Annotated in this window: 29 protein-coding genes, 1 other RNA gene and 1 riboswitch; of the genes, 14 read left to right on the plus strand and 16 right to left on the minus strand. The window is 68.4% G+C overall.

Annotated features, from left to right (window positions below; translation table 11 throughout):
- Positions 1–3 precede the first annotated feature (3 nt).
- Positions 4–1,095 carry an LPS export ABC transporter permease LptF gene (gene lptF, locus LGN17_RS22810; protein WP_226198735.1) on the minus strand — a complete coding sequence of 364 codons (1,092 nt, stop codon included), beginning with the start codon at positions 1,093–1,095 and terminating at the stop codon, positions 4–6.
- 122 nt (positions 1,096–1,217) lie between these two features.
- On the opposite strand from lptF, the gene LGN17_RS22815 reads away from it, so the two are divergent.
- Genes LGN17_RS22815 through LGN17_RS22825 form a run of 3 tightly spaced genes read left to right on the plus strand, consistent with a single transcriptional unit; the run spans position 1,218 to position 3,955 of the window.
- Positions 1,218–2,729 carry a leucyl aminopeptidase gene (locus LGN17_RS22815; protein ID WP_175950991.1) on the plus strand — a complete coding sequence of 504 codons (1,512 nt, stop codon included), beginning with the start codon at positions 1,218–1,220 and terminating at the stop codon, positions 2,727–2,729.
- Between the two features lie 34 nt (positions 2,730–2,763).
- On the plus strand, positions 2,764–3,180 hold the full coding sequence (locus LGN17_RS22820) for a DNA polymerase III subunit chi (RefSeq protein ID WP_039368072.1): 417 nt from the start codon (positions 2,764–2,766) through the stop codon (positions 3,178–3,180).
- Between the two features lie 25 nt (positions 3,181–3,205).
- Positions 3,206–3,955 (plus strand): DUF2486 family protein, encoded by a 750-nt coding sequence (locus LGN17_RS22825; RefSeq protein ID WP_226198736.1) that lies wholly within the window; start codon positions 3,206–3,208, stop codon positions 3,953–3,955.
- Positions 3,956–4,097: 142 nt separating this feature from the next.
- On the opposite strand, the gene LGN17_RS22830 is transcribed toward LGN17_RS22825, so the two are convergent.
- Both LGN17_RS22830 and ilvD read right to left on the minus strand, forming a co-directional pair.
- Entirely contained in the window at positions 4,098–4,424 is a 327-nt protein-coding gene (locus LGN17_RS22830; RefSeq protein WP_226198737.1) for a c-type cytochrome, read from the minus strand.
- Positions 4,425–4,550: 126 nt separating this feature from the next.
- On the minus strand, positions 4,551–6,224 hold the full coding sequence (gene ilvD / locus LGN17_RS22835) for a dihydroxy-acid dehydratase (RefSeq protein ID WP_226198738.1): 1,674 nt from the start codon (positions 6,222–6,224) through the stop codon (positions 4,551–4,553).
- A 135-nt stretch (positions 6,225–6,359) separates the two neighbouring features.
- On the opposite strand from ilvD, the gene LGN17_RS22840 reads away from it, so the two are divergent.
- Positions 6,360–7,274 (plus strand): LysR substrate-binding domain-containing protein, encoded by a 915-nt coding sequence (locus LGN17_RS22840; protein WP_175950995.1) that lies wholly within the window; start codon positions 6,360–6,362, stop codon positions 7,272–7,274.
- Between the two features lie 91 nt (positions 7,275–7,365).
- A complete protein-coding gene (gene lgt / locus LGN17_RS22845; protein WP_175950996.1) occupies positions 7,366–8,256 on the plus strand; it encodes a prolipoprotein diacylglyceryl transferase in 891 nt (296 codons plus the stop codon).
- A 111-nt stretch (positions 8,257–8,367) separates the two neighbouring features.
- Here the strand turns inward: lgt and LGN17_RS22850 are convergent, their stop codons facing one another.
- From LGN17_RS22850 to LGN17_RS22870, 5 genes are all read right to left on the minus strand, one after another.
- The gene (locus LGN17_RS22850) at positions 8,368–9,108 is read right to left on the minus strand and encodes an SIMPL domain-containing protein (protein ID WP_174941592.1); all 741 of its coding nucleotides are present in this window, start codon (positions 9,106–9,108) and stop codon (positions 8,368–8,370) included.
- Positions 9,109–9,287: 179 nt separating this feature from the next.
- Entirely contained in the window at positions 9,288–9,749 is a 462-nt protein-coding gene (locus tag LGN17_RS22855) for an EVE domain-containing protein (RefSeq protein WP_226198739.1), read from the minus strand.
- A 71-nt stretch (positions 9,750–9,820) separates the two neighbouring features.
- Positions 9,821–10,002: non-coding RNA, 6S RNA (gene ssrS, locus LGN17_RS22860), on the minus strand.
- Positions 10,003–10,083: 81 nt separating this feature from the next.
- Positions 10,084–10,398, minus strand: a complete 315-nt coding sequence (locus tag LGN17_RS22865; RefSeq protein ID WP_011352906.1) for a cell division protein ZapA — start codon at positions 10,396–10,398, stop codon at positions 10,084–10,086.
- Positions 10,395–10,745, minus strand: coding sequence for an ATPase (locus tag LGN17_RS22870; protein ID WP_175950997.1), 351 nt, complete (start codon positions 10,743–10,745; stop codon positions 10,395–10,397). Before LGN17_RS22870 ends, LGN17_RS22865 begins: the two co-directional genes overlap by 4 nt.
- Positions 10,746–10,899: 154 nt before the next feature.
- Positions 10,900–11,151, plus strand: a riboswitch (cobalamin riboswitch).
- Positions 11,152–11,309: 158 nt separating this feature from the next.
- Between LGN17_RS22870 and LGN17_RS22875 the strand changes: the two genes are divergently transcribed.
- The 5 genes from LGN17_RS22875 to cobC are packed head-to-tail and all read left to right on the plus strand — an operon-like array spanning position 11,310 to position 15,563.
- Positions 11,310–12,308, plus strand: coding sequence for a FecCD family ABC transporter permease (locus tag LGN17_RS22875; protein ID WP_226198740.1), 999 nt, complete (start codon positions 11,310–11,312; stop codon positions 12,306–12,308).
- On the plus strand, positions 12,305–13,120 hold the full coding sequence (locus tag LGN17_RS22880) for an ABC transporter ATP-binding protein (protein ID WP_175950999.1): 816 nt from the start codon (positions 12,305–12,307) through the stop codon (positions 13,118–13,120). The genes LGN17_RS22875 and LGN17_RS22880 overlap by 4 nt, the downstream gene beginning before the upstream one ends.
- 52 nt (positions 13,121–13,172) lie before the next feature.
- Positions 13,173–14,228 carry a nicotinate-nucleotide--dimethylbenzimidazole phosphoribosyltransferase gene (gene cobT / locus LGN17_RS22885; RefSeq protein ID WP_226198741.1) on the plus strand — a complete coding sequence of 352 codons (1,056 nt, stop codon included), beginning with the start codon at positions 13,173–13,175 and terminating at the stop codon, positions 14,226–14,228.
- Positions 14,218–14,994: an adenosylcobinamide-GDP ribazoletransferase gene (locus LGN17_RS22890; protein WP_226198742.1), complete on the plus strand. Its 777-nt coding sequence runs from the start codon at positions 14,218–14,220 to the stop codon at positions 14,992–14,994. Before cobT ends, LGN17_RS22890 begins: the two co-directional genes overlap by 11 nt.
- On the plus strand, positions 14,979–15,563 hold the full coding sequence (gene cobC / locus LGN17_RS22895) for an alpha-ribazole phosphatase (RefSeq protein ID WP_226198743.1): 585 nt from the start codon (positions 14,979–14,981) through the stop codon (positions 15,561–15,563). Before LGN17_RS22890 ends, cobC begins: the two co-directional genes overlap by 16 nt.
- Before the next feature lie 89 nt (positions 15,564–15,652).
- Here cobC and LGN17_RS22900 read toward each other — a convergent pair whose 3' ends face one another.
- The 4 genes from LGN17_RS22900 to cobU are packed head-to-tail and all read right to left on the minus strand — an operon-like array spanning position 15,653 to position 19,068.
- Positions 15,653–16,567, minus strand: coding sequence for a cobalamin-binding protein (locus LGN17_RS22900; RefSeq protein WP_226198744.1), 915 nt, complete (start codon positions 16,565–16,567; stop codon positions 15,653–15,655).
- Entirely contained in the window at positions 16,564–17,583 is a 1,020-nt protein-coding gene (cobD, locus tag LGN17_RS22905) for a threonine-phosphate decarboxylase CobD (protein ID WP_226198745.1), read from the minus strand. Before cobD ends, LGN17_RS22900 begins: the two co-directional genes overlap by 4 nt.
- On the minus strand, positions 17,576–18,520 hold the full coding sequence (gene cbiB, locus LGN17_RS22910) for an adenosylcobinamide-phosphate synthase CbiB (RefSeq protein WP_226198746.1): 945 nt from the start codon (positions 18,518–18,520) through the stop codon (positions 17,576–17,578). Before cbiB ends, cobD begins: the two co-directional genes overlap by 8 nt.
- Complete coding sequence (cobU, locus tag LGN17_RS22915) at positions 18,514–19,068, minus strand: bifunctional adenosylcobinamide kinase/adenosylcobinamide-phosphate guanylyltransferase (protein WP_226198747.1); 555 nt, start codon at positions 19,066–19,068, stop codon at positions 18,514–18,516. Before cobU ends, cbiB begins: the two co-directional genes overlap by 7 nt.
- Before the next feature lie 74 nt (positions 19,069–19,142).
- Here cobU and LGN17_RS22920 point away from each other — a divergent pair, with 74 nt between their 5' ends.
- From LGN17_RS22920 to LGN17_RS22935, 4 genes are all read left to right on the plus strand, one after another.
- Positions 19,143–20,645 carry a cobyric acid synthase gene (locus LGN17_RS22920; RefSeq protein WP_226198748.1) on the plus strand — a complete coding sequence of 501 codons (1,503 nt, stop codon included), beginning with the start codon at positions 19,143–19,145 and terminating at the stop codon, positions 20,643–20,645.
- A 94-nt stretch (positions 20,646–20,739) separates the two neighbouring features.
- Positions 20,740–20,877 carry a hypothetical protein gene (locus tag LGN17_RS22925; RefSeq protein WP_166961138.1) on the plus strand — a complete coding sequence of 46 codons (138 nt, stop codon included), beginning with the start codon at positions 20,740–20,742 and terminating at the stop codon, positions 20,875–20,877.
- 150 nt (positions 20,878–21,027) lie between these two features.
- Positions 21,028–21,441, plus strand: coding sequence for a DoxX family protein (locus LGN17_RS22930; RefSeq protein WP_226198749.1), 414 nt, complete (start codon positions 21,028–21,030; stop codon positions 21,439–21,441).
- A gap of 137 nt (positions 21,442–21,578) precedes the next feature.
- Positions 21,579–22,247 (plus strand): ParA family protein, encoded by a 669-nt coding sequence (locus tag LGN17_RS22935; RefSeq protein WP_226198750.1) that lies wholly within the window; start codon positions 21,579–21,581, stop codon positions 22,245–22,247.
- Positions 22,248–22,378: 131 nt separating this feature from the next.
- On the opposite strand, the gene panD is transcribed toward LGN17_RS22935, so the two are convergent.
- The 4 genes from panD to LGN17_RS22955 all read right to left on the minus strand — a co-directional run bounded on the left by panD (position 22,379) and on the right by LGN17_RS22955 (position 24,981).
- Positions 22,379–22,765, minus strand: a complete 387-nt coding sequence (gene panD, locus LGN17_RS22940) for an aspartate 1-decarboxylase (protein ID WP_069248606.1) — start codon at positions 22,763–22,765, stop codon at positions 22,379–22,381.
- A 45-nt stretch (positions 22,766–22,810) separates the two neighbouring features.
- Positions 22,811–23,650, minus strand: a complete 840-nt coding sequence (gene panC / locus LGN17_RS22945; protein ID WP_175951010.1) for a pantoate--beta-alanine ligase — start codon at positions 23,648–23,650, stop codon at positions 22,811–22,813.
- A 265-nt stretch (positions 23,651–23,915) separates the two neighbouring features.
- The gene (locus LGN17_RS22950; RefSeq protein ID WP_011352890.1) at positions 23,916–24,788 is read right to left on the minus strand and encodes a segregation and condensation protein A; all 873 of its coding nucleotides are present in this window, start codon (positions 24,786–24,788) and stop codon (positions 23,916–23,918) included.
- Between the two features lie 4 nt (positions 24,789–24,792).
- Positions 24,793–24,981 carry a DUF3460 family protein gene (locus tag LGN17_RS22955; RefSeq protein WP_006478107.1) on the minus strand — a complete coding sequence of 63 codons (189 nt, stop codon included), beginning with the start codon at positions 24,979–24,981 and terminating at the stop codon, positions 24,793–24,795.
- Positions 24,982–25,116: the final 135 nt, after the last annotated feature.

Consider the following 25,116-nt stretch of genomic DNA (forward strand, 5'->3'; position numbering starts at 1 on the left):
CGATCATGCTCCCGAGCGGCCGAACAGCGCGCGTGTGAACAGCGGACGATTGCGCACGCGCAACCAGAAGATGAACGCGACGATTACCGCGACGACCAGATGCAGGCCAACGAGCCCGACGCCGAACGACAGCTTGCCCTGCTCGATCTGCGCCTGCACGACGTTCAGCAGGTTCGAGTACGTCAGGTAGATCAGCACGGCCATCACGAGGTTGATCGTGCGGCTGCGGCGCGGGTTCTGGTACGACAGCGGGATGCCGAGCACCATCAGGTTGATCGCGATCAGCGGCAGCCCCGCGCGCCACGCGAATTCCGCGAGGTTGTCGCGCGTCGGGTTGCGCAGCAGGTCCGGCGTCGGCGTGCTGTTGGTGGTCGGCACGTTGGTGACCGGCGTGCTCGTGATCTTCACGCCATAGCGCTCGAACTCCATGATCTTGAAGTTCGGCTGGCCGGGCGTGCCGTCGTAGCGGCGGCCGTCCTCCAGGACGACGAAGCGGCTGCCGTCGCGTGTTTCCGTGTGCCCCGTCTGCGACACGACCACGTTGACCTTGCCGTTCTCGGTCGAGGTCACGAATACGTTCTGCACCTTGCTCTGGTCGGGCGTCATCTTCTCGATGAAGAACACGCGGTGGTTCGCGGCCGACTCGCGGAACTGGCCCGGCGCGAGCAGCGAGATCTCGTCGCGCTGCTGGAAGCGTGCCTTGATCATCTTGCTTTGCTGGTTCGACCACGGCCAGCCGACGAACGCGAAGAAGGCGATCAGCAGGATGATCGGCGTGGCGAATACGCCGATCGGCTTGATGAGGCGCGTGAGGCTCACGCCCGACGCGAGCCACACGACCATTTCGGAGTCCCGGTACCACCGGGTCAGCACGAACAGGATCGACACGAACAGCGTGACGACGAGCATCACGGCAAGGTAGCCGATCACGGTGAGGCCGATCAGCACGAGGACGTCCCGCGGATCGATTTCACCGGACGCGGCGTAGCCGACGATGCGGATCATCATCGTCGTGAGCATGATCGTGAGCAGCACCATGAACACGGCGCCAGCCGTATACGCAAGCTCGCGCTGGAGGGAGCGTTCGAAGATCATTCTTGATGAGAAGAGGGCGGGAGGCTGCGCACGCGTGGTGGAGCGCTCGCGCCGCCACGGGAAAAATAGCGGATAATTGCGGCTTTCATCCTTAGCCCAGATTTTATCCGAGGACAAGCGCGATGGACTTTAGCATAAAAGGCTGTGATTGGAGCAAAGGCGAGGCCAAGGGGTTCCTGACCGGGAAGTCCGACTGCATCGTGCTCGGCATCTTCGAGGCGCAGACCCTTTCGGGCGCGGCGCTCGACATCGACACGGCCACCAAGGGGTTGATCTCGCGCGTGGTGAAGGCCGGCGACATGGACGGCAAGCGCGGCAAGACGCTGTTCCTGCACGAAGTGTCGGGTATCGGCGCGTCGCGTGTGCTGCTCGTCGGCCTCGGCAAGCAGGATGCTTTCAATCAGAAAGCCTATAACGATGCCGCGACCGCCGCATGGCGCGCGCTGCTGGCGACCAAGGTCGTCCAGGTCACGTTCACGCTCGCGCAACTGCCGGTCGACGAGCGCAGCTCCGACTGGGGCGTGCGCGCGGCGATCCTTGCGCTGCGCAACGAGACCTACCGCTTCACGCAGATGAAGAGCAAGCCGGAACCGGCGTCGCACACGCTCAAGCGCGTCGTGTTCAGCGTCGATCCGTCCGACGAAAAGGCCGCGAAAGTCGCGGTCAAGCAGGCCGTCGCGCTCGCGAACGGGATGGACCTCACCCGCGACCTCGGCAACCTGCCGGGCAACGTCTGCACGCCGACCTATCTCGGCAACACCGCGAAGAAGATCGCGAAGGATTGGGGCCTGAAGGCAGAGGTGCTCGGGCTCAAGCAGATCCAGGCGCTGAAGATGGGCTCGTTCCTGTCGGTCGCGCGCGCATCGGTCGAGCCGCCGCAGTTCATCGTGCTGCACTACCAGGGCGCCGCCGCGAAGGCCGCGCCGGTCGTGCTGGTCGGCAAGGGCATCACGTTCGACACGGGCGGCATCTCGCTGAAGCCGGGCGAGGGCATGGACGAGATGAAGTACGACATGTGCGGCGCCGGTTCGGTGCTCGGCACGATGCGTGCGGTTGCCGAGATGGGCCTGAAGATCAACGTCGTCGCGATCGTGCCGACCTGCGAGAACATGCCGGGCGGCAACGCGACGAAGCCGGGCGACATCGTCACGAGCATGAAGGGCCTGACGATCGAGGTGCTGAACACCGACGCCGAAGGCCGTCTGATCCTGTGCGACGCGCTCACGTATGCCGAGCGCTTCAAGCCGGCCGCGGTGATCGACGTTGCCACGCTGACGGGCGCATGCGTGATCGCGCTGGGCGGCCACAACAGCGGCCTGTTCTCGACGAACGACGCGCTCGCGGGCGAACTGCTCGACGCGTCGCGCGAAGCGAACGACCCGGCATGGCGCATGCCGCTCGACGACGAGTACCAGGAGCAGCTGAAGTCGAATTTCGCGGATCTCGCGAACATCGGCGGGCGCCCGGCCGGCGCCGTGACGGCCGCGTGCTTCCTGTCGCGCTTCACCGAGAGCTATCCGTGGGCCCACCTCGACATCGCGGGCACCGCGTGGAAGGGTGGTGCGGCGAAGGGCGCGACGGGCCGTCCGGTGCCGCTGCTCGCGCAGTTCCTGATCGACCGCGCCGGCCAGTGATGGCGGGGTTGACGACGCTGCGGGTACGCGGGCAATGACGCGGATCGATTTCCACTCGAACGTCGGCGATTCGCTCGCGTACGCGTGCCGGCTGCTGCGCAAGGCCTACCTGGCCGGGCAGCCGGTCGTCGTGCTCGCCGAGCCCGCGCGCCTGCGCGCGCTCGACGAGCGGCTCTGGACGTTCTCGCCGCTCGATTTCATCCCGCATTGCGGTGTCGACAGCGAGCACGCAGCCGGCACGCCGATCGTGCTGGCCGCCGATCTCGACCGCGCGCCGCATCATCACGTGCTGCTGAACCTCGGCGCAGCCGTGCCCGCGCAGTTCGCCCGCTTCGAGCGTCTGCTCGAGGTGGTCGGCAACGCGCCGGACGAGCTGGCCGCGGGCCGCGACCGCTACCGGTTCTACCGCGACCGCGGATACGCGCTGAACAATTACAAGCAGGGCAGCTAGCCGCAACCGTCAACGGAGTGTTCCCGTGACCGAAGTCGATTCATCCTCGATCCCGACGCTGACCGACGTGCTGGTGCCGGGCAAGCCGGTGCCGGCGCGCGTGCCCGCGCCCGACGCACCGCGGCCGCCCGCCGGCGCGGCGATTCCGGTGCTCACCGACGTGGTCGCGCCGCACGCAGCGGCACTGGCCGATTCCTCGCAAAGTGAACTTGATCCCGATTCCGTCGTGGTCGAACGCGTGCCGACGCCGCATGTGCCGGCGGTCGAACTGCCGCGCGACGTGACGACAACTGCCGCGGCGATGGGCGAAACCGATGCGCCGGCCGAACCCGGCGCCGCGGAGCATGTGGTCGCCGAAGATTCGGCGGCAATGAGTGCGCCGCTGCAATCGTCGCTGGTCGGCAACGACGTGCCGCAACCCGTGTTCGCCGCGGTGGCGCACGATGCGGTGGGGCACGCGCGTGAAGCACACATGCCGGAGGCCGTCGTACCGGCCGCCGCGGCGCAACCGGATACGCAGGCCGCAGCCGGGCTGACGCCGGAAGATGCCCAGCACATCGCCGAGCGCCTGCGCAATCGCCTGACGAACTATCTGACGGGGGAAGGGCGCGATGCCATCGAAGCCCGCTGTCGCGACGCGCTGCATGAGCATTCGGCCTGGCTGGTCGGTCAGATCACGCGCGAAGTGGCACTTGCGCTGGAAACCGAGGTGATGGACTGGGTCCGCGACGCGGTCGACGAAGAGATCGCACGCCGCGCCGGTCATTCCGGCTAAGCGCACGGACGTCCCTGTGGAAAACAGGGCGCGATTTCAGTCAAAGCCGATGAAGCTACCGGCGACACTGCCCGGGTAGCCGGGGCATGTCCGCCAGTTGGCGGAATCCGGCAGGCTGGCTATTCCCGCCGGGCCGTCCGGTTCAGCGCACCGACAGCACCCATTGCGCGAGCGTGTGGGCTTCGGTGTTCGTCAATTGCGTATTGGCGGGCATCGGCACGCTGCCCCATACGCCGACGCTGCCTTTCACGATCGATTGGGCAAGGTAGTCGACGGCGTCGCCGCGCGCCGCATACTTGCCGGCGATGTCGCGGAACGACGGCCCCATCAGCGGCTTGCCGATCGCGTGGCAGGCCATGCAGTTCTTGCGCTGGGCAAGCGCGAGCCCGTCGGCCTGGTCGGCGCGCGCCGCCGCCGCACTGCCGATCACCAGCGTGGCGAGCAGGACGCGCAATATCGAGTGTTTCATGCGGTTCTCCGCCGGCGGGGACGGCCGGCTACATGGTCCGCGCATTATAAAAGCAAAGGGAACGCGCGTTTTGCGCGTTCCCGGGCGGCCATGTTTATTGGGGTCGCATTTTTTGATGCGCCCGCGTCACCCCGTGACGGCGCCCTGGTTCGCGGGCCGGGCGAGGGCCGCGAATTTCGCGAGCACGCCGCGCGTATAGCGCGGCGCCGGCTGTTTCCACGCGGCGCGACGGCGCGCGAGCTCGGCATCGTCGACGTTCAATTGCAGCAGCAGCCGGTGCGCGTCGATCGTGATCGAGTCGCCTTCCTGCACGAGCGCGATCGTACCGCCGACGAACGCCTCGGGCGCGACGTGGCCGACCACCATGCCCCAGGTTCCGCCCGAGAAGCGGCCGTCCGTGATGAAGCCGACCGATTCGCCGAGCCCCTTGCCGATGATCGCCGACGTCGGCGCGAGCATTTCCGGCATGCCGGGGCCGCCTTTCGGGCCGAGGTAGCGCAGCACGAGGATGTCTCCGGCACGGATCCGGTCGCCGAGAATCGCATCCATCGCGCTCTGCTCGTCGTCGAACACCCGTGCCGGGCCCGTGATCACCGGGTTCTTCAGGCCGGTGATCTTCGCGACCGCGCCGTCTTCCGCGAGATTGCCTTTCAGGATGGCAAGGTGGCCTTCCTTGTACAGCGCGCGGTCGATCGGGAAGATCACGTCCTGGTCCGCGCGCGGCACGCTCGGCACGTCCTTCAGTTCGTCGGCGATCGTGCGGCCGGTGATCGTCATGCAGTCGCCGTGCAGCAGCCCCGCGTCGAGCAGGATCTTCAGCACCTGCGGAATCCCGCCGGCCCGGTGCAGGTCGGTCGCGACGTACTTCCCCGACGGCTTCAGGTCGCAGATCACCGGCACGCGCTTGCGGATGCGCTCGAAATCCTCGATCGTCCAGTCGACCTCGGCCGCGTGTGCGATCGCGAGGTAGTGCAGCACCGCGTTGGTCGAGCCGCCCGTCGCCATGATCACCGACACCGCGTTCTCGATCGACGCCTTCGTGATGATGTCGCGCGGCTTCAGGTCGCGCTTCACGGCCTCGACGAGCACGCGTGCCGATTCGGCGGCCGAATCGACCTTCTCCTGGTCGGGGTTCGCCATCGTCGACGAGTACAGCAGCGACATCCCGAGCGCCTCGAACGACGAACTCATCGTGTTCGCGGTGTACATCCCGCCGCACGACCCCGACGTCGGGCATGCGTTCTGCTCGACGCCTTCGAAATCCTCCTGCGACATCCGGCCCGCGGTGAATTCGCCGACGGCCTCGAACGACGACACGATCGTCAGGTCCCGGCCTTTCCAGTTGCCGGGGCGGATCGTCCCGCCGTACACGTAGATGCCCGGCACGTTCAGGCGCGCGAGCGCGATCATGCCGCCCGGCATGTTCTTGTCGCAGCCGCCGACGACGACCACGCCGTCCATCCATTGCCCCTGCACGCAGGTCTCGATGCAGTCGGCGATTACCTCGCGCGACACGAGCGAGTACTTCATGCCTTCGGTGCCCATCGACATCCCGTCCGAAATCGTCGGCGTGCCGAAGATCTGCGGGTTCGCGCCGGCGGCCTTCACCGCCGCGACGGCCGCGTCCGACAGGCGCTGCAGGCCGGAATTGCACGGCGTGATCGTCGAATGGCCGTTCGCGATGCCGACCATCGGCTTGTCGAAATCGTCCTTCTGGTAGCCGAGTGCGTAATACATCGAGCGGTTCGGCGATCGGGCCACGCCTTGCGTGATGTGCTTCGAGCGACGGTTGTAAGCCATGGGGGACTCCATCGTTGTCTGGGCGATGCCGGTGAGCGGCGCGCCGGTTCGGATCAGTCAAGAATGGAGTTTCCGGATTGGGATGTCCAATATATTATTTGTCGCGTATTAAGTCGTTTTCCGAATGAAAAAGGTATGGCCGATTCGATTCCCGACCTGCGCCAGTGGCGCTATTTCGTGACCGTCGCCGACGAGCGTCATTTCGGCCGCGCGGCCGAACGCCTGTCGATGACGCAGCCGCCGCTGTCACAGGCGATCCGCGCGCTCGAGGATGCGCTCGGCGTCGCGCTGTTCGCGCGCACCAAGCGCTCGGTGGCGTTGACTGCGGTCGGGGCGGCGCTGCTGCCCGACGTGCGCCGGCTGCTGGCATCGGCCGATGCGTTGCCGCCGCTTGCGCGACGGCTCGCGCGCGGCGAGGCCGGCTCGCTGTCGCTCGCGTTCGTGTCGACCGCCGATTACGGGCTGCTGCCTGCGCTGCTGCGTGCGTTCGGCGCGCGCTATCCGCAGGTGCGGCTGCAACTCGCGGAGGCGACGAGCGACGTGCAGATCGACGATCTCGTCGCGGGCCGTATCGACGCGGGGCTCGTCATTCCGCCCGTGCCGCCACGCCACGCGGCCGGGCTGTCGTACCTGCCCGTCGTGCGCGAGCCGTTGGTGGTGGCGATGCCGGCCGCGGCGAGCGATGCGCCGGAAGACGAGCCCGTCCGTCTCGCCGAGATTGCCGCGTTGCCGCTCGTGATCTTTCCGCGTCGTTTGGCGCCCGGCTTTTATGACATCATTACGGGCTGCTACGGCGCGGCGGGGGAAACTCCGCACATCGGCCAGGAGGCGATCCAGATGCAGACGATCGTCAGCCTCGTATCGGCCGGCATGGGCGTCGCACTGGTGCCGCAATCGCTGCGTAACCTGCGGCGCACCGGCGTGGTCTACCGGCCGCTCGCCGGTCACGCGCCGGTCGTCGAGACGGGCCTCGTGTGGCGTACCGGCGACGTGAGCCCCGTGCTGGCCGGCTTCATCGACGTCGTGCGCGCGCAGGCCCTCGCCACGTGACACGTGAACGATGACGCGCCGGTGCCGTCCAAAGCGCGGTGCCGTGCGTTTGCGACGGCCGTACCGCATTCGAAAACTTCTTCGCTAACCCATGATCATTCACCCGAATTTCGACCCCGTTGCGATCCATCTCGGGCCGCTGGCCGTGCGCTGGTACGGGCTCATGTATCTCGTCGGCTTCATCGCGGCGATCGTCGTCGGCCGGATCCGGCTGAAGTTGCCGCACGTCGCGGCACAAGGCTGGACCGCGAAGGACATCGACGACATGATGTTCTACGGCGTGCTCGGCACCGTGCTCGGCGGCCGGCTCGGCTATGTGCTGTTCTACAAGGCCGATTTCTATTTCTCGCATCCGCTCGACGTGTTCAAGGTGTGGGAAGGCGGCATGTCGTTTCACGGCGGCTTCCTCGGCGTGACGCTCGCGATGATGCTGTTCGCGTGGCAGCGCAAGCGCCACTGGTTGCAGGTCACCGATTTCGTCGCGCCGATGGTGCCGACCGGGCTCGCGGCCGGGCGGCTCGGCAACTTCATCAACGGCGAACTGTGGGGCCGCGTGACCGATCCTTCCGCGCCGTGGGCGATGCTGTTCCCGGGTGCGATGCGCGACGATGCGGCATGGTTGCCGAAGCATCCGGAACTCGTCGAGAAGTGGCATCTCGCCGACGTGTTCATGCAGTACCAGATGTTGCCGCGCCATCCTTCGCAGCTCTATGAAATCGCGCTCGAAGGCATCGTGCTGTTCTTCGCGCTGTTCTTCTTCTCGCGCAAGTCGCGGCCGATGGGCGCCGTGTCCGCGCTGTTCCTGATCGGCTACGGGCTCGCACGCTTCACGGTCGAGTTCGCGCGCGAGCCCGACGACTTCCTCGGCCTGCTCGCGCTCGGCCTGTCGATGGGGCAGTGGCTGTCGCTGCCGATGATCCTCGGGGGCATCGCGCTGATGGTCTGGGCGTATCGCCGTCGCGCGGCGCATGCCGCCGCATGATGCGATGCCGATGCACGTGCGATCGGCGCGTGCATCGACAACACGCACGCAAATGAAAAACGCCGGCCCTCGGGCCGGCGTTTTTCATTTCGGGCTGCCGTGCGCTGCGCGTTACTTCATCTGCACGGAGCCGTTGACCGTGACCGACACGGTGGCCTTGCCGCCTTCGACCGCGATCGGTGCGCTCATCTTTGCGCTGTCCATCGGCGCGGCGGCCATCGCCATCATGCGCGGGTACGGCTGCACGTTGCGGCCACCGCCGACGTTCACGTCGCGGATCGTGTAGCTGCTGTAACCGAATGCCTTCGCGGCTTCGTCCGCGCGGGCGCGGAACGACTTGATCGCCTCGGTCGTCAGCTTCTGTTCGGCCGCGCGCTGCGCTTCGGGCGACAGCGAGAACTCGACGTTCGCGACCTGCATCAGGTTCGACAACTGGCCCGCAAGCTTCGACGCTGCAGCGAAATCGCGCGATTCGAGTGCGACCTCGGTGCGGCCGCGCCACGCGGAAATCTTGCCGTCGCGATCGGTGCTCGGGTACACGGAGAACGCGCCCGTGTGCGCGGTGACGCCCGATACGCCCTTCGCCTGCGACAGCGCTGCGTCGGCGCGCTGGTTCAACTGCGCGGTGAGGCTGCCCGGATCCTTGGCTTGCTGCTCGTAGAACAGCGTGATGTGGATGATGTCCTGCGGCACGTCAGCGCTGGCCTGCGACGACAGCGACAGCACGCCTGCCGGCTCCGGAAAGTGCGGGTTCGCGGTTTGCGCGTGCGCGGTGGTCGACGCGAGCGTCAGCGCGACGGGAACGGCGGCGGCAAGGGCGAGCGACAGCGCGAGTGCGGATTTCTTGGTCATTGTTGGACTCCTTGTGCGAGGGCGTGCACGCGGATCGAGCGTGCACGACGCGGGCGTACCGCGCGACGAAAAACGACAGCCGGCCTGATCGGCCGACGGCGGTTGCTTAGGCCGCGCGAAAGCGCCGCGAGTTCCGTGGCGGCGGCGCGTACTGACCAGATTTGACCTTTGGCATGCGCCTACTTCATCAGCCTTTCGGTGATGAAGCGCCATTCGGCGCGCGTGACAGGCGTGATCGACAGCCGGTTGCCGCGTGCGAGCACACGCATGTCGGCGAGTTCGTCGTGTTCGCGCAGCGCGGCGAGCGGCACGAGCGGCGTTTTTTTCACGAAGCGCACGTCGACGAGCAGCCAGCGCGGCGCTTCCTGAGTCGACTTCGGGTCGTAATAAGGGCTTTTCGGATCGAACTGCGTGGGGTCGGGGTAGGGCGTCGACGACACTTCGGCGAGACCCGCGATGCCCGGCTCGGGGCAACTCGAGTGATAGAACAGCACGCCGTCGCCGATCTTCATCGTGTCGCGCATGAAATTGCGCGCCTGATAGTTGCGCACGCCGGTCCACGGCAGCGAGCGCTGCGGTGCGTTGGCGAGATCGTCGATGCTTGCTTCGTCCGGTTCGGACTTCATCAGCCAGTATTGCATGGATCGTGATCGACGCAGAAAGAGGCTGCTACAAAAGAAAACGGCACCGGGCTTCGCCCGATGCCGTTGGATAGGCCCCCGCCTTGGCCGCTAGGCCGGCATCCTGAACCTGAGGTTCAGAATTGGTCGCAGTTAGCAGCACTTCGGGTACATCAGACAGAGTGACGCGCGCGCCCGTGCTACAAATTTCCGCAACCGTGCACATGGCATTGGTTCAAGGAATATATGACCTTGGCGAACCAGGCAGGGAAGCTGACTGAACTGTGATTCGATGCGCCAATTTGACCACCGTTGATCGCCGAGATCAAGGGGAATCGACGCATCGATTAAAACGTTACTGCGTCTCGTGCTGTGCGAGCACCGCGCCGAGCTGTTCATTCATCTGGTGCATTGTACGACGGATTTCCTCCGCCGGAAATGCTTCACCGTGCCGCACGCTCGTTTGCAGCCGCAGCAATTCGGACGCGAGCGACAGCGCCGCCATCACGGCGATGCGATCGGTGCCGCGTACCGAGCTGTTCGAGCGGATTTTCGACATTTCGGCATCGACGCGCGCGACCGCTTCGAGCAGTGCCGCTTCGGTCTCGGCCGAGCAGGCGAGCCGATAGGCCTGACCGAGAATCGAGACTTCGATCTGCTTGGTGCTCATGCATGTTCTCCGTGGCTGGCCGCGTCATCGCCATCCGTACGCGCCTGCCCATCCAGCAGGTCGAGCTGGTTGTCGGCTTGCTCCGCACTTTTCGAGCGTGGCAGCTTTTCGAGAATCGCGTTCAGTTTCACCTGGGCGTCGTCGATCTTCGCTGACAGCGTGTCACGCTCGGCCGCAAGTGCATTGCGTTCGTCGCGCAGTTGCGCGAGTTCCGCGCGGACAGCGTCCGCATCCGCGCGCAATTGCGCGACCTGCTCCTCGAGCGCGAGCCGTTCCGAGTGATAGCGCTTGTTCAGCGAAATCAGACGGCCAATATTTTGAGATAGGGTTTCGAGTTCGTTGAGCATTTGCTGCGTCCTCTAAAGACCCAGCATTTTAGCGCGGAATAACGCGCAATCCGACATCTGTAACGTTTCCAGTCGTAACACCCCTGCTTCTTGCCGCGAATCGGCGCTTCCCGTGCACGTCCGGACGCTTCCTTGACGCTCGTGCGACCCGCTCCTAAACTGGCGCCGCCTCGGTGCTCGCGCGTGGAACGCGCGGTTAAACGGGAAGCAGGGCGCGGGCGCCGGAAGCCCGCCAACCTGCGCTGCCCCCGCAACGGTAAGCGGCCGCGTCCCGTGACGCAGGCCGGCTCGGGCGCGTTTCGCGTGCAAGTCTTGCATGCGGACGCGGGCCACTGCGCGTCATCGCGCGGGAAGGCGAGCCGGACCGCCGCCAGCCCGGATACCGGCCGAGACGGGGAGCCCGCACGGGCTTCGTGACGCGCGGCCTGCGGGGAGGCGGGGCGCGCAACGCTTCACGGAACCTTCTTCGATGCTGACCCCAATCGTCCGCGCGGCGCTCACGTCACGACCGGCCGGCGGCCGCAAGCGGGGGCGCCGCACGTCGTGTGCGGCGCCGTGCGCGGCATGAGCGCCGCGCGCGCCACCGCGATCTGGGCCGCGCTGGCCGCGGCGGTCGCGTTGCTGTTCATCGCGTCGCTGTCGATCGGCAGCGTGCCGATGTCGCCATGGCAGGCGCTTGCGTCGCTCGTGCCGCATGGCGGCGACGCGCTGTTCGCCGATATCGTCCGCACGTTGCGCCTGCCGCGCGCGCTCGCCGGCTTCGCGTGCGGCGCGCTGCTCGCGCTGGCCGGGGCTCTGCTGCAGGTGTTGTTGCGCAATCCGCTCGCGGAGCCGTACGTACTCGGCGTGTCGGGTGGCGCGGCCGGCTTCGCGCTCGTCGCGATGATCGCGGGCGGCGCGTGGTGGCTCGTCGATGCGTCGGCGTTCGCCGGTTCGCTCGTGTCGGTCGCGCTCGTGCTCGGTCTCGCACGCCGCGAGCTGTGGCGCGGCGAAGCGCGCGATGCGTCGCCGCGGCTGCTGCTCACGGGCGTCGTGATCGCGGCGGGGTGGGGCGCACTCGTCACGCTGCTGCTGTCGCTCGCGCCCGATGCACGGCTGCGCGGGATCATCTTCTGGCTGACCGGCGACCTGAACGGCGTGACCGCGCCGTGGTTCGCTTGGGGGGCGCTGTTGCTGGCCGCATGCGTCGCGCTGCCGGCCGCGCCGCAACTGAACGTGCTGCTGCGCGGCGACGCGACCGCGCTCGCGCTCGGCGTGCCCGTTGCGCGCCTGCGCGTGCGGATCTATCTCGTCGCGTCGCTGGCCGCTGCGGCCGCGGTGACGACGGCCGGCACGATCGGTTTCGTCGGCCTCGTCGTGCCGCATGCGCTGCGGCTCGCCTTCGGCAATGACCAGCGCATGCTGCTGCCGGCCGCGATGCTCGCGGGCGGCGGCGGCGTGATGGCGGCCGACCTGCTCGCGCGTACCGTGATCGCGCCCGCACAATTGCCGGTCGGTGTGATGACCGCGCTGATCGGCGTGCCGGTGTTCCTGTGGATGTTGTTGAGGAGGCCGATGCGATGACGGGGGCTGCACTGCATGCCACTGCCGGCGACATGAACTACGCGGCCGTCGGCCTGACGCTGAAGGCCGGTGCGCGCACGCTGCTCGACGGCTTTACCCGGGCATTCCGTCCCGGCGAGATCTGGTGCGTCGCGGGACCCAACGGCGCGGGCAAGACGACGCTGCTCGCGACGCTCGCCGGGCTGCAGCCGCCGGCCGGCGGACACGTCGAGATCGACGGCCGGCCGCTTGCCGCATGGCCACCCGAGCAACTCGCGCAGCGTCGCGCGCTGATGCCGCAGCAACTGCACGACGCCTTCAGCGCGACCGTCTTCGACACGGTGCTGCTCAACCGCTTTCCGTACCTCGGCGGCTGGGGATGGGAGCGCGACGGCGACCGCGCGGCCGCGCGCGACGCGCTGGCGACATTCGACCTGACCGCGCTCGCTTCTCGCGACGTGCTGTCGCTGTCGGGCGGCGAGCGGCAGCGTGTCGCGCTGGCCGCGACGCTGTGCCAGGACGCGCCGTTGATGCTGCTCGACGAGCCGCTCGCGCATCTCGACCTGCATCACCAGATCGATTGCCTGACCGCGCTGGCCGCATGGCTCGACGCAGGCCCGCGCACGGTGCTGTTCTCGTGCCATGATCTGAATCTCGCGCGGCGTTTCGCGACGCATGCGCTGTTGCTCGACGGCCGCGGCCATGCGTGGGCCGGCCCCGTGCACGACGTGCTGACGCCTGAGCGCGCGAGCGATGCGTTCGGTTATCCGCTCGTGCTGATCCGCGAGAACGGCCGCGATGCGCTGCTGCCGGCGTGGCCCGAGCGACAATGACCATTTCTTTTCCGATGCGCGGCGCACACCGCGCCAACGACCCGGCACTTCGATGACGACCCCAACCCACTTCCCGCCCGCGATCGCGCCGCTCGACGACGAACTGCGCAAGCGCCTGCAGCACGTGATCGACCACAAGACCAAGCCCCCCGGCAGCCTCGGCCAGCTCGAGGCGATCGCGCTGCAGATCGGGCTGATCCAGCACACGGAGCGGCCGGTCGTGCAGCGTCCCGTGATGATCGTGTTTGCCGGCGATCACGGGATTGCCGCCGAGGGCGTGAGTCCTTATCCGCAAGCGGTGACCGCGCAGATGGTCGCGAACTTCCTCGCCGGCGGTGCGGCGATCAACGCGTTCTCGGGCGTCGCGCAGAGCACGCTCGAGATCGTCGATGCGGGCGTCGCGTCGCCGCTGCCGCTGTCCGACCGGCTGGTGTCGCTGCCGGTCGCGCGCGGCACGCGCAACTTCGCGGCGGAGCCGGCGATGACGCGCGACGAGGCGATGACGGCGCTCGCGGCCGGCGCGGCGCGCGTGCGCCTGCATGCGTCGCTCGGCACGAACGTGATCGGCTTCGGCGAGATGGGAATCGCGAATACGTCGTCGGCCGCGTGCCTGATGAGCCGCCTGCTGAGCGTGCCGATCGACGCGTGCGTCGGGCGCGGCACGGGCCTCGACGACCAGGGCCTCGCGCACAAGCGCGCGGTGCTCGGACGCGCGCTCGTCAAGCACTCGCACGCGATCGCGCCGCTCGATGTGCTCGCGACGTTCGGCGGCTTCGAGATCGCGATGATGACGGGCGCCTATCTCGCGGCCGCGAGCGAGCGGATGACGATTCTCGTCGACGGCTTCATCGCGACGGCCGCGCTGCTCGTCGCCGAGCGCATCGTGCCGGGCGTGCGCGACTACTGCGTGTTCTCGCATACGTCGCACGAGGCCGGGCACCGGCGCATGCTCGAGCATTTCGGCGCGAAGCCGCTGCTCGCGCTCGACCTGCGGCTTGGCGAAGGCACGGGTGCGGCGCTCGCGCTGCCGCTCGTGCGTGCGGCTGCCGCATTCCTCACCGAGATGGCGAGCTTCGAATCCGCCGGCGTCGACAATCGTGGCGCCTGATCGCGCGCGCGGCGTGCGGGCCGAACTGCGTTACTTCTTCGTCGCGCTCGGCTATTTCACCCGCGTGCCCGTGCCGCGCGCGATCGGCTACGCAGCCGGCGATCTCGACCAGGCCGCGCGTTATTTCCCCCTCGTCGGCGCATGGGTCGGCGCATGGGGCGCGCTCGTCTATCTCGCCGCGCTGCGCGCGCTGCCGCCGTCGATCGCGGTCGGGTTGTCGATGGCCGCGACGCTGCTCGCGACGGGCGCCTTTCACGAGGACGGCCTGGCCGACAGCTGCGATGCGTTCGGCGGCGGCTATACGCGCGACGACGTGCTGCGCATCATGCACGACTCGCGGATCGGCACGTTCGGCGCGGTCGCGCTCGTGATCTCGCTTGGCGTGAAATGGCAGGCGCTTGCGTCCATGCTGCCGTTGCGTGCCGCGTGGACGATGATCGCCGCGCATGCGGCGAGCCGCGCGGCGGCGGTGAGCCTGCTGATGACGCTCGACTACGTGCGGCCCGAAGGCAAGGCAAAACCGGTTGCGCAACGGATGGGCGCACGCGCGGCGTGCGTCGCGGCGCTATTCGGATTGCCCTGGCTGTTCTGGCCCGACTGGCGCATGGGCGTCGCCGCATGCGGTGCGCTCGTGCTCGTGCGCGCGTGGGCCGCCCGCTATTTCGTGAAGCGGATCGGCGGTTATACCGGCGACTGTCTCGGCTTCACGCAGCAACTGTGCGAACTGGCGATCTATCTCGTGGTGCTCGGATGGACGTCGTCCTGATCCGTCACCCTGCCGTCGGCGTCGAGCCGGGCATCTGCTACGGACATAGCGACGTGCCGCTCGCTGCACCGGCCGACGCCGGCGCGCAGGCCGTGCGCGCGCATTTGTCGGCACTCCGCGTGCCGCTTCCCGAACTGGTCTGGACGAGCCCGCTGACGCGCTGTGCGTCGGTGGCCGAACGGCTCGCGCAGGCATGCGGTGTGTCGTTACGGTGCGACGCTGGCTGGCAGGAAATGGATTTCGGTGCGTGGGAAATGCGGCGCTGGGACGATATCGATCGCGCGGCGCTCGATGCGTGGGCGGCGGACCTGATGCATGCGTGTGCGCATGGCGGCGAAAGCGTTGCGCGATTTGCCGCGCGGGTCGCGGGACGGGTCGACGCGGTGGTGCAGTTCGACCGGCCGCAATGGGTCGTCACGCATGCGGGCGTGATTCGTACGTTCGCATCGCATGTACTGCGCGTGCCGCTCGATACGTTGCTGTCGCGCCCGGTACCGACAGGCGGTGTCGTTTGGCTGCGCATGGGTGCCGCCACGCGAATGTGGGAAGCGGTGCACTGGGACGAATAGGCGCGCCGGCAATCGCGAGCGAACGACGCAGCGCGAGGTCAATTCGTCTCAGGCATCCGACACGCGATGCACGCGCAAGTCGCCGGCAATCAGTGCGGCCGTCGCGCACGCGCGGTATCGAGATCCTCGCACAGCGCAGCCGCGCCCAGTGCGATCCGCGGCGACGGCCGCGTCAGCAGATCGCCGTCGATCGCGAACAGGTTGTTGCGTGCCACGGCCGTCAGGGCGGGCCACGTGCGCCAGCGCGCCAGGCTCGGCAGCGGCTCGTCCGTCCGCGACGCCCCCACGCCGGTCGTCACGATCGCCTCCGGATTCGCCGCGAGCACAGCCTCGTCGGTGACGGTCGGCACGAGCGGCTTGAGCGACGCGAATACGTTGCGGCCGCCGCACAGCTCGATCACGTCGTTGATCAGGTGCGCACCGTTGAGCGTCATCAGCGGCCGATCCCAGACCTGGAAGAACATCGTGACCGGCGTGCGCGCGGCATAACGCGCGCGCAGCGCCGCGATGTCGCGCGTATAGGCGGCCGCGGCCGCATCGGCAGCCGGTTGCGTGCCGAGCAGCGTGCCGAGCCGGCGCAGCGACGACGAGACGTCATCGAGACGCTTCGGTTCGCTGAAGAACAGCGGGATGTGCAGCGCACGCAGCGCGTCGGTCTGCCGCTCGGCGTTGCCGTGCCGCCAGACGACGATCAGGTCGGGCTTCAGCGCGGCGATCCGCTCGAGGTCGAGCGCCTTGTTGTCGCCGACGCGCGGTATCGCTTGCGCGGCGGGCGGATAGTCGCTGTACGTGACGGTGCCGACGAGCTTCGCGCCGCCGCCGGCCGCGTAGACCAGCTCGGTCGCGTGCGGTGCAAGACTGATCACGCGCTGCGCGGGCGCGGGCAACGTGACGGCATTGCCGGCGTCGTCGCGGGCCGTGACATCGGCGTGGACGAGTGGTGCGTCAGCGAGCGCGGCCAGTAACGCGACTCGCGCGAGCCGGCGAAAGATGGGCGGATTCATGCGGATTCCCGTTGCAGTGTCGGCACGCAGTGCGCGAGCGCGTCGCCGAGGCGCTGCCATTCCGCTTCGCTCCCCGGCAGACCGACGCGTACGCTCGACGGTGTCGGGAAGTGCCGCGTCCAGACCCCGCGTGCCGCGAGTGCCGCATGCAGCGCCGCGGCGCGCGGGTCGTCGGTCCAGCTGAAGAGCGGCGTCGCGCGAACCGCGAAGCCGTGCGCGCGCAGCAAGCCGGCCAGCCGCTCGCCGTCGGCCGTGAGCCGTTCGCGGGCGGCGGCCTGCCAGGCGCGATCGGCGAACGCCGCGGCGACCGCGTGGCGGGCGGGGCCGCCGACCGTCCATGCGCCGAGCATGTCGCGCAGCGCGACGATCCGGTCTGGGCACGCGAGCACGAAGCCCGCTCGGATGCCGGCGAGCCCGAAGAACTTGCCGACCGAACGCAGCACGATGAGCCCAGGACGATCGACGTGCGGCGCGAGCGAGCGCGTCGCGCCCGTATCGGCGAATGCCTCGTCGACGATCAGCGTGCCGCCGCGTGACGCCAGTTGCGCGTGCCAATCGAGCAGGCGCCCGGCCGGCACGAATTCGGCAGTCGGGTTGTTCGGATTCCCGACGATGACGTGACGCAGCGTCGCAGGCAGCGTATCCGCATCGATGTCGAGCGCGACGACGCGATGGCCGTGGCGTGTGAAGGCACGCGCGTATTCGCCGTACGCGAGCGGTGCGACGCCGGCGTCGCCGGTCGGCAGCAATGCGGGCAACGCGCGGATCGCGGCCTGGCTGCCGGCAACCGGCAGCACGTGTGCGGGATCGGGTGCGTGGTAGTACTGCGCGGCGCAGGCCGCGAGGCCGTCGCCGTCGTCGGGCAGCCGGCGCCACGCGTCGGCCGGGACGGGCGGGACCGGATAGCCGACCGGATTGATGCCGGTCGACAGGTCGAGCCACGTGTCGTACGGAATGCCGTGGCGGCGCGCGGCTTCATGCAGGTTGCCGCCGTGCGTGATGCGGGTGTCAGACATGATGGGTGGCCATGGCGAGTGCGCCGCTCGCGACCAGCAGCGCGAGCCACAGGGCAAGTGTGCGCGTGACGAGCGACAGCGCGGCGACGATGTGAATGGCGGTTGCCGTTGCGCCGGTGCCGAGCGCGGGACGGTCCTCGATCGCACCGTGATAGACGGCGGGACCGCCGAGCTGCACGTTCAGGCTGCCGGCGCCGGCAGCCATCACGGGGCCCGCGTTCGGGCTGTCCCAGTGGCGCGCCTGCGTGCGCCAGCAGCGCCATGCGGCGGCCGTGTCGCCGAGCAGCGCGTAGCTCGCGGCCGTGAGGCGCGCGGGAAGCCAGTTCAGCGCGTCGTCGAGGCGCGCGGCGGCCCAGCCGAAGGTCAGGAAGCGCGGCGTGCGGTAGCCCCACATCGCGTCGAGCGTATTCGCGAGCCGGAACAGCAGCGCGCCGGGGCCGCCTGCGACGACGAACCAGAACAGCGCGCCGAAGATCGCGTCGTTGCCGTTCTCGAGCGCCGATTCGACGGCCGCACGCGACAGCGCGCCTTCGTCCGCATCGCTCGTGTCGCGCGACACGATGCGCGCGGTCAGCGCGCGGGCGGCGCCGAGGTCATGCCGCAGCAACGCAGCAGCGATCGGCGCAACGTGGTCCGTGAGGCTTTTCGCGCCGAGGGCGAACCACAGTAGCGCGATGTGCAGCGCGGCCGCAAGCGGCCACGGCAGCATGGCCGTGAGCCATGCCGCGATGGCGACCGGCGGCACGACCGCCGCGATCCACGCGGCGACGCCGACCACGCGGCCGCGCCGGCCCGTGTTCAGCGCGCCTTCGATGCGCGCGGCGAGGCGGCCGAACGCGACGAGCGGATGCCAGCCGGCCGGTTCGCCGATCGCGCGGTCGATGATCGCGGCCGCGACCGCGAACATCGCGACCACGGGCAGCGACAGCATCAGCATGACGGCGCTCCCGTCTTGAGGTCGAGCGGCAGCCCGGCGACGAGCAGCGTCGCGCGCGTCGCGAGCGCGGCGACGCGCTGGTTCAGGCGGCCGAGCTCGTCGACGTAGCGGCGCGTGACCGACCCGAGCGGCACGACGCCGAGCCCGATCTCGTTGCTGACGACGATCACCTTGGCGTGCGCGCTGCGCAACGCATGCTCGAGCCGGTCGACCTGCGCCGCGTACTGCGCATCGTCGAGCGGTTCGCCGTCGGCCGGGCACAGCAGGTTCGTGAGCCACAGCGTCAGGCAGTCGACGAGCAGGCACGCGTGCGGATCGTCGAGCCGCGCGAGCGTGCCGGCGAGATCGACGGGCGCGTCCGCGAAACCCCAGTCGGCCGGCCGGCGCGCGCGATGGTGCGCGATGCGCTCGGCGAATTCGGCATCGGCGGCGGTTGCGGTCGCAATGTAGGTGACGGGGCGGCCGCTGTCGGCGGCGAGCCGCTCGGCATACGCGCTCTTGCCCGAGCGCGCGCCGCCGAGGACGAAGGTGAGGTCGTGCGGAATCATCGCGTGATTGTAACGGCGCGGGCATACCGGCGCGGGGGATAATGCGGCCTTTGCCTCGCGACGACCTTTATACGATGAATGCACCCGAGCCGCGGCCGCGCGGCACGCTGATGATCCAGGGCACGACGTCCGACGCGGGCAAGAGCACGCTGGTTGCCGGCCTGTGCCGGCTGGCACGCCGCGCCGGCGCGCGCGTCGCGCCGTTCAAGCCGCAGAACATGGCGCTCAACAGCGCGGTGACGGCCGACGGCGGCGAGATCGGCCGCGCGCAGGCGCTGCAGGCACTGGCCGCGGGCGTCGCGCCGCATACGGATTTCAACCCCGTGCTGCTGAAGCCGACGAGCGACCGCGGCGCGCAGGTGATCATTCACGGCAAGGCGCGCATGAATCTCGACGCACGCGCTTACCACGACTACAAGCCGGTCGCGTTCGATGCCGTGCTCGAGTCGTACGCGCGCCTGCGTGCCGGCTACGACACGGTGATCGTCGAGGGCGCGGGCAGCCCGGCGGAGATCAACCTGCGCGATGGCGACATCGCGAACATGGGGTTTGCCGAACGTGTCGACTGCCCGGTCGTGCTCGTCGCCGATATCGACCGCGGCGGCGTGTTCGCGCACCTGGTCGGTACGCTCGCGTGCCTGTCGGACAGCGAGCGTGCGCGCGTGCGCGGCTTCGTGATCAACCGCTTCCGCGGCGATATCAAGCTGCTCGAACCGGGGCTCGACTGGCTGCGCGCGCAAACGGGCAAGCCCGTGTTCGGCGTGCTGCCGTACCTGCACGGGCTGCTGCTCGACGCCGAGGACATGCTGCCCGCACAGGCGCGCAGCGCAGCCGCACGGGGCGACGCAGGCGTGTTGCGCGTCGTCGTGCCGGCGCTGCCGCGCATCAGCAACCACACCGATTTCGATCCGCTGCGTGCGCATCCGCAGGTCGAATTCACGTACTGGAAGAGCGGCCCCGTGCCGGACGCGGACCTGCTGATCCTGCCCGGTTCGAAGAGCGTGCAGCGCGATCTCGCATGGTTGCGCGACGCGGGCTGGGACACGCTGATCCGTCGCCACCTGCGCTACGGCGGCAAGGTGATCGGCATATGCGGCGGGATGCAGATGCTCGGCCGCTCGCTCGACGATCCGCTCGGCCTCGAAGGCGCGCCCGGCAGCGTGCCGGGGCTCGGCTTGCTCGATTTCGACACGACGCTGCAGCCCGACAAGACGCTGAAGAACGTGACGGGGCGTCTCGCGCTGCCGGGCGGCGCTGCCGTGCGCGGTTACGAGATCCACATGGGCGATACGCAGGGGCCCGCGCTCGCGGCGCCCGCGCTGGCGCTGGCAACCGCCGATGCGCCGGGCGGCACGCGCGCGGACGGCGCGGTGTCCGCCGACGGCCAGATCCTCGCGACCTACGTGCACGGGCTGTTCGACTCGCCCGACGCGTGCGCGGCGCTGCTCGCGTGGGCCGGACTCGACGGTGCGGAACGCATCGACTACCCGGCGCTGCGCGAGGCGTCGCTCGAGCGGCTTGCCGATACGTTCGCCGAGCATCTCGACCTCGACGCGCTGTACGCGGAATTCCGCTGACGCGCGGGCCGGGGCCGGATGCAACAGGCCTCGCATTTTCCGCCGGATCGCGTACAACACAGGTGGGCGGTGGTTCGTCCGGAGGAGTGCGGCGATGAAGGTTCGGTGGTGGTGGAGCGTGCTGCTGGCGGCGCTGCTGGGCGCGTCGGCTTATGCGCACGCGTGCGATTCGTACGGCGCGGGCGGCAGCCCGTCCGGCGCCGATTCGTCACAAGGCAAAAGCGGTTACTGAGGTTCGCACCGGGGCATGATCGGTCATGCCCTTTTTTATGACCGAATTCGTTCCATCTGGGAATCAGTTAAAGCAAATTGGCGTGTTTATCGGTCGAATCGATTCGAATAGAGTGCGATCCATTCTCATCCACTCACGAAGGAATCCGCCATGAACCCCAATCGCCTCAACGATTTCGGCGCGACCCTGCTGCGCGTCACGCTCGGCGTGCTGTACCTCGCGCACGTCGCGCAGAAGGTGTTCGTCTTCACGCTGCCCGGCACCGCCCAGTTCTTTGCGTCGATCGGCCTGCCGGGCTGGCTCGCGTACCTGACGACCTTCGTCGAACTGGCTGGCGGCCTTGCGCTGCTCGCGGGCTTGCGCGTGCGCGTCGCCGCGCTCGTGCTGCTGCCGTTCATGCTCGGCGCGACCGCCGCGCATCTGCCGAACGGCTGGAGCTTCGCATCGCCGAACGGCGGCTGGGAATATCCGGCGTTCTGGGCCGTCACGCTCGCCGTGCAAGCGCTGCTGGGCGGCGGCGCGTTCGCGCTCGGCGCGCGGGAGGCCGCGGTTCGGCGTGTGTAAGGAGAAGGTAAGTCGACACGGCGCGGCGCAACCCGTTCCGGTGACCCCCCGTTTGCCGATATCATCGCTCCCTGTATCCGCAATCGAGCGGCGCCTGCCATGCGGCCGGCGCCGCGCGGTTCTTTCGGGGGGAATTCATGACGGTGATCGTGGTGGCGAATCCGAAGGGCGGCGTGGGAAAGAGCACGCTGTCCACCAATCTTGCCGGCTATTTCGCGGCGCAGGGCGCATGGGTCGCGCTCGCCGACCTGGACCGGCAGCAGTCCGCGCATGCGTGGCTCGACCTGCGGCCGGCCGGATTGCCGGCGATCGAGGCATGGGAGCTTGATCCGGAGACGCCGACGAAGCCGCCGCGCGGCCTCGAATATGCCGTGATCGACACGCCGGCCGGCCTGCACGGCAACCGGCTCAACGTCGCGCTGCAACTGGCGGACAAGGTGATCGTGCCGCTGCAGCCGTCGATGTTCGATATCCTGGCCACGCAGCAGTTTCTGGAACGCCTCGCCGGCGAGAAGGCCGTGCGCAAGGGCAGCGTCGAGGTCGGGATCGTCGGGATGCGGGTCGACGCACGCACCCGCTCGTCCGACCAGCTTCACCGGTTCGTCGAGGGGCTCGGCCTGCCGGTGCTCGGCTACGTGCGCGACACGCAGAACTACGTGCAGATCGCCGCGCACGGCCTCACGCTGTGGGACGTCGCGAAGAGCCGGGTCGAGAAGGATCTCGAACAGTGGCGGCCGATCGTCGAATGGGCCGAACGCCGGGCGCCCAAGGCAGAGAAGACGGAGAAGGCCGCCAAGGCGTCCTGATCGCGCGGCCGCCGGACCGGCGCACGATGAAATGGGAAAGGGCCGGATTCCGTGGCGTACGGAATCCGGCCCTTCGACCACAAGCGGCGCGGCGACTCCCGCGCGCCAGGCCGCGCGGGTGGCCGTTCAGGTCAGGTCCAGTTCTGCGTCGGCACGTGATCGCGGTGGCCCTTGATCTTGTTGCCGTCGTCGATGAACACGAGCTTCGGCTTCCAGCCGGCCTGCAGCTCGGCTTCGTCGACCATCGCGAACGCTGCGATGATCACGAGGTCGCCGAGTTGCGCGCGACGCGCGGCCGAACCGTTCAGCGAGATCATCCCGCTGCCGCGCTCACCCTTGATCGCGTACGTCGAGAAGCGCTCGCCGTTGTTGATGTTCCAGATGTCGATCCGTTCGTTTTCGATGATGCCCGATGCGTCGAGCAGGTCTTCGTCGATCGCGCACGAGCCTTCGTAGTGCAGCTCGCAGTGCGTGACGGCCGCGCGATGGATCTTCGATTTGAGCATGTGGCGCTGCATGGTGTCTCCGTGATGCGTCGTGAGAGGCGCGGGCGGGGCGGCCCGTCAGATTTCCAGGTTGTCGATGAGGCGCGTTGCGCCGAGCTTCGCGGCGGCGACGACGACGAGCGGTTCGCCGGCTTCGAGTTCGGCCGCGCTCGGCGCGATCAGGTTCGCGCGGCGGCGGATCGAGATGTAGTCGGGCGCCCAGCCGCGGCCGGCCAGATGCGTGCGGGCCATTTCCTCGAGCTTGCCGAGGTCGCGTTCGCCGCCGAGCACGCTCTCGCGGATGCGCTGCAGCGTCTTCGCGAGTTCGGGCGCTTCGTTGCGCTCGTCGGCCGACAGGTAGCGATTGCGCGACGACAGCGCGAGGCCGTCCTCGTCGCGCACGGTTTCGGCGGCGATGACGTCGACCGGCAGCGCGAGCTGCTGGCACATGCGGCGCACGATCATCAGCTGCTGGTAGTCCTTCTTGCCGAACACGGCGACGCGCGGCTGCACGCAGGCCATCAGCTTCGTCACGACCGTGCACACGCCGGTGAAGAAGCCGGGCCGGAATTCCCCTTCGAGGATCCCGCCGAGATCGTCCGGCGGCAGCACGCGGTATTCCTGCGGTTCCGGGTACATGTCGCGCTCGGTCGGCGCGAACAGCACGTAGACGTTTTCCTTCTGCAGCTTCTCGATATCGTCCTGGAGCGTGCGCGGATACTTGTCGAAATCCTCGTTCGGGCCGAATTGCAGCCGGTTGACGAAGATGCTCGCCACGACCGGGTCGCCGTGCTGGCGCGCGAGGCGCATCAGCGACAGGTGCCCTTCGTGCAGGTTGCCCATCGTCGGCACGAACGCCGTGCGGTTCTGTCCGCGCAGCTGGTCGCGCAGTTCATGGATCGAGCTGATGACTTTCATGATCGGGTAGCGGGTTCCTCGCGCTGGCGCGCGTTGGCGCCGCAGCAGCGGCGTCGGGGTCGAAGCGGAGAACGCCGGCGCGCGGGCGGCGCATCGGGCGTCGGCGGATTGTAGAGGATTTGGCCGCCAAACGCATCGGAAAAAGAACGATCGTTCACTTTTTAATCGGGCGTGCCGGTAACGGCTCACGCGGCCGTGCTGGGCTGCGCTGAGGCGGCGAGGGTGCCGGGATGACTCGGGAGAACGGAAAGGCCGGGTGCGGGGGTTACGCGGGCAGGTACGCGAGACGCACGTAGATCGGCGCGAACGGCTCGGCCTGCGTGATCTCGAGGAGCGACTCGCGCGCGAGCTCGAGCATCGCGATGAAATTCACGACGACGACCGGCACGCCGCGCGACGTGTCGAACAGCTCGGCGAACTCCATGAAGCGCGCGTTCTGCAGCCGGCGCAGGATCAGGCTCATGTGTTCGCGCACCGACAGCTCCTCGCGGGAGATCTTGTGGTGCTGGACGAGCTTCGCGCGCTTGAGCACGTCGGCCCATGCGGCGCGCAGGTCGTCCGAATTCACGTCGGGGAAGCGCGGCGTGACGCTCTGCTCGATGTAGACCTCGGCGCGCAGGAAGTCGCGGCCGAGCTGCGGCAACTGGTCGAGCCGCTGCGCGGCGAGCTTCATCTGCTCGTATTCGAGCAGGCGGCGCACGAGTTCGGCGCGCGGATCCTCGGCTTCCTCGCCGGTGTCGGCCTTCTTGACCGGCAGCAGCATCCGCGACTTGATCTCGATCAGCATCGCGGCCATCAGCAGGTACTCGGCCGCGAGTTCGAGGTTCGACGTGCGGATCTGGTCGACGTAGCCCAGATATTGCGCGGTGACCTGCGCCATCGGGATGTCGAGCACGTTGAAGTTCTGCTTGCGGATCAGGTAGAGCAGCAGGTCGAGCGGGCCTTCGAAGGTCTCGAGGAAAATCTCGAGCGCATCGGGCGGGATGTAGAGATCCTGCGGCAGCTTGAAGAGCGGCTCGCCGTACAGGCGAGCGAACGCCGCGACACCGTCGACCGTGTCGGGCGTCGAATCGGCGCCCGCGGGCGCGGCGATCGCGTCGTCCTGCCGGGCGGCGCTGGCCTCGTCTGCGGCGCTCACGTCGTCAGAAGTTCTGGTAGTAGACGTACGACGTCTGCTTCACGCGCGATTCCTGTTGCTCGGCGCGCTCTTCGAGGTCGATCGGCTGCTTGTCCCACAGCAGGGAACGGCCCTTGCGCTGCTCTTCCTCGAGCGTCGGCTTCTGCTGCTTGAGCTGGTTCAGGAACTGCGTGACATCGGACTGGTACGGCATGGCTGGATTTTCCGTTTCGGGCGGCGCACGATGCGCCGGATTCACGATGGCGGGATTTTACCGCATCGCGGGAACGGCCGGCGTCAATCGCGCGTCGAATCCGCGGTCTGGCATCCAGCCGGCACCGGGAAGCGC

It is taken from the genome of Burkholderia sp. AU30280 (assembly GCF_020420125.1).
Classification (GTDB): Bacteria; Pseudomonadota; Gammaproteobacteria; order Burkholderiales; family Burkholderiaceae; genus Burkholderia.